Annotated in this window: 2 protein-coding genes; both read left to right on the top strand. The window is 56.4% G+C overall.

Going from position 1 to position 3,144, the window contains the following annotated elements; translation table 11 throughout:
• Window positions 1-2,402: hypothetical protein (locus tag ACTTKG_RS10095; RefSeq protein WP_442674071.1), on the top strand; the 2,402-nt coding region annotated here is incomplete at its 5' end.
• A gap of 13 nt (window positions 2,403-2,415) precedes the next feature.
• A partial coding sequence (locus ACTTKG_RS10100) for a hypothetical protein (RefSeq protein WP_442674072.1) occupies window positions 2,416-3,144 on the top strand: 729 nt, incomplete at its 3' end.

Raw genomic sequence — 3,144 nt, forward strand, 5'->3', positions numbered from 1 at the left:
CATGGTTTACCATGGGGCTGCTGCCCGAAGGCTTGAACGAAGAGCAGGAAGAGCGCTATATGGCTCTTGCGGATGTCTGGGGCAAGTTGGTAAAAGAAGCAGAGTTTTTTATTGACGTGGATACTTTTTCCGAAGATGTTATGGAGGGGCACTTTACCGACCCCGTCCTCTCCCGCATATTTAACTTCTCTGCCACATGGCGTGATGCCTGCAGCGGGGAGAAGCCTTATATAGGCTCTGCGGATGCCTTGAAAAAATATCTTCTGCGCTGTGACGAGGTGCGTGCCAATATCCAGCCGTATGATGAGCGGCTGCTCTCGGATGTGAATCGCGGGCATTGGGAGCTGTTCGAGTCGCCCGATGATGGCGACGAATATGCCGAGGTACAGTTCCCGGCGGATGAGATGGTTTATGCGCGTCCGCCGCAGCTCGATGTGCGCATGAACGGCACTTGCGCCATCGACTTCGGCACGAAAAGCACGGTCGTCGTCTGCCGCGACGGTGAGGAGCGTATGCTGCGCATCGGCAAGGGCGACTATGCGAAAGCCCCGACGATGCGCGACTTCGAGAATCCGACGGTCGTCGAGCTGCGCGACATCGAGGGCTTCCTCGCCGCCTATCGCGGACGCGCGGGCAGGCCGTTTACAGAGTGGAACCAAGTGACCGTATCGCATCAAGCGGCGGATGCGATCTTCCGCGATCAGGAAACATGCGCCAGCGTCGTTTACAATTCGGTGTTCAGCGAGCTCAAGCAGTGGGCGCGCGAGGAAGATCGCTGGCCGATTCTCATAGATCGTGAGGGCAATATGCGTGAGATCAAGCCGTATGCCGAGACGTGCGCCTTGGACGACGGCGAGGGTGGCGGCGACTTCGATCCCATCGAGCTTTACGCCTACTATCTGGGTCTTTACATCAACAATATGCATCATCAAATCTATTTGGATTATATTTTATCTTTCCCCGTGAACTATAAGAAGGCGGTGCGTGAGCGCATTCGTGCGAGTTTCGAGCGCGGGCTGAAGAAGTCGCTGCCGCCCGCGCTTTTGAAAGATGCGTCGATGATGCGCCGCTTCCGTGTCTATCTCGGCGCGAGCGAGCCTGCCGCCTATGCCATCAGCGCGTTGGAGGGCTTCGGTCTGGAGCCGAAGTCGGTGGGGGAGAAGGTCGCTTACGGCGTATTTGACTTCGGCGGCGGCACGACGGATTTTGACTTCGGCATCGAGTATGTGCCGGAAAACGGCAGGCGCAATTTCATCATCGAGCAGTTCGGCTTCAACGGTGATGAGCTGCTCGGCGGAGAAAATATTTTGGAGCTTCTCGCCTATGAAGTCTATAAGAAGAATTTGCCCGCGATGCGTGAGAGGAAGATTCCTTTCGCGCTGCCTGCAGGCTGCGACACCTTCGCCGGAGCGGAGATGTTGGTGCAAAGGACGGGAGATGCGTCGGCGCACATGAATCGGCGCATCTTGGCGGAGATGCTGCGCCCGCTTTGGGAAAGCGACGCTGAGGGCATAGCGAAGCTCACGGGGGATGCTCTGAATGTCACGCTCTTTTCCAGCGTCACGAACGCAGAGAGCGGCAGTTCCAAGGTCGGGGTCGATCTCCACGTCGATGTTGAGATGCTGCAGCAGGTCATCGAAAGACGCATCAGACAGGGCGTCGAGAACTTCTTCCAGTCGCTGCTGCACGCGTTCAAGGGGAAGTCGCTCTGCCTGCCGATCCATATTTTCCTCGCGGGCAATTCGTGCCGCTCACCCGTGGTCAAGACGCTGTTCGAGCAGTATATCGACAAAGAAGAAAAGAAGATCGCCGAGATGATGCTGAAAAACGGGCAGATGAAAGATACCAAGGGGGCGTTTTGCCTGCATGAGCCATTGGGCTTGAAGGAAGAAGCGAAAGAAGGAGAAGGAAAAGCAAAAGCAAAAGCGGCGTCCTTGAGCATGGACTTTGACCGCAAGCGCACGGGCAAGACGGGCGTCGCCTTCGGACTCTTGCGCTGCCGCAAGGGCGGCAAGGATGTGAAGATCATCAACGGCAACGTCGATGATACGGGCGAGGTGCGCTTCCCGTATTATTTGGGAAATGCGGGCAACTTGGGGAAATATTTCACCGTATGCATCGGCAAGGGGGTGGACTATGGCGAATGGGCATATTTCACGTTTGCCGATGAGCCGGAGTTCGAGCTGTACTACACGTCGGAGCCGCGTGCACTGCAGGACGATATGCCGATCGGACAGGTGCAGATGGTGCACTGTCTGATCGACGAGGCGGATGTCTGCGACGAGGACGATGTGGGCATTTACATCCGCAAGACTGCGCCGAATATGATCGAATATGCTGTGGGACGCAAGGAAGAATTCCAAACGGAGTTTGCCGGCAAGATTTATTCACAAACTTTGTAGGGAGCGTGTGACGATGGAAGATATTGCCGTACAGATGGATGAGCGGTTGGCACATGCGCGTGGGGTATTGGACGCTCTCGGCTCACGCGGGATGCGCAGCCTGCTGAAGATGGAGAAGAAGCTCTCTTGGGGCGGAGAGAATCAGACGCTTGAGCGTACCGAGTTCTATCTCTTTCGCGTCAACGAGGTGACGTTCGAGGAGAAAGCGCCGCGCAGGGAGGCGATGGAGAACATCCTCGGCACGCTTCGCGGCATGGACGGCATCAGCTTTCTCTATATCCTTCTCGGCGACAGCGCGGGCGTGAAGTTTTACTTCGGCGTGGCGCGTGACAAGTCGTATCCCGAGGAGAAGCTGCCATTCAGCGTCAAGGATCTGGGGCGTGATATTCTTGCGCCGAGCATGAAGGGCAACTTTCGCGGCTCGAAAATCGAGCCGATCGAGCCGGCAGAGCAGGAGAGCATCTTGAAGCGTCTGAAAGATGCTCCTTCCGTCGGCATGTTGGAAGGTGTGCCGGGGGTCGATGAGGAGAATGAGGATTTTCAAGGCACAGATCGCCTGATCGATGTCATGCTTGGCGATGAATTTGGCTTCGTCGTCGTCGCTGCGCCGCATACGGATGACGAGGTGGATTTTCTCGAAAAGCAGCTCTATGCGCTCAGTGACGCGCTTTCTCCTTTGGCGCAATACAGCATCGAGCGCACGAAGAATCAGAGCACGAGCCAAAGCGAGAGTACGAATCTC

This window comes from Selenomonas sp. (genome assembly GCF_052169755.1).
Lineage (GTDB): Bacteria > Bacillota > Negativicutes > Selenomonadales > Selenomonadaceae > Selenomonas.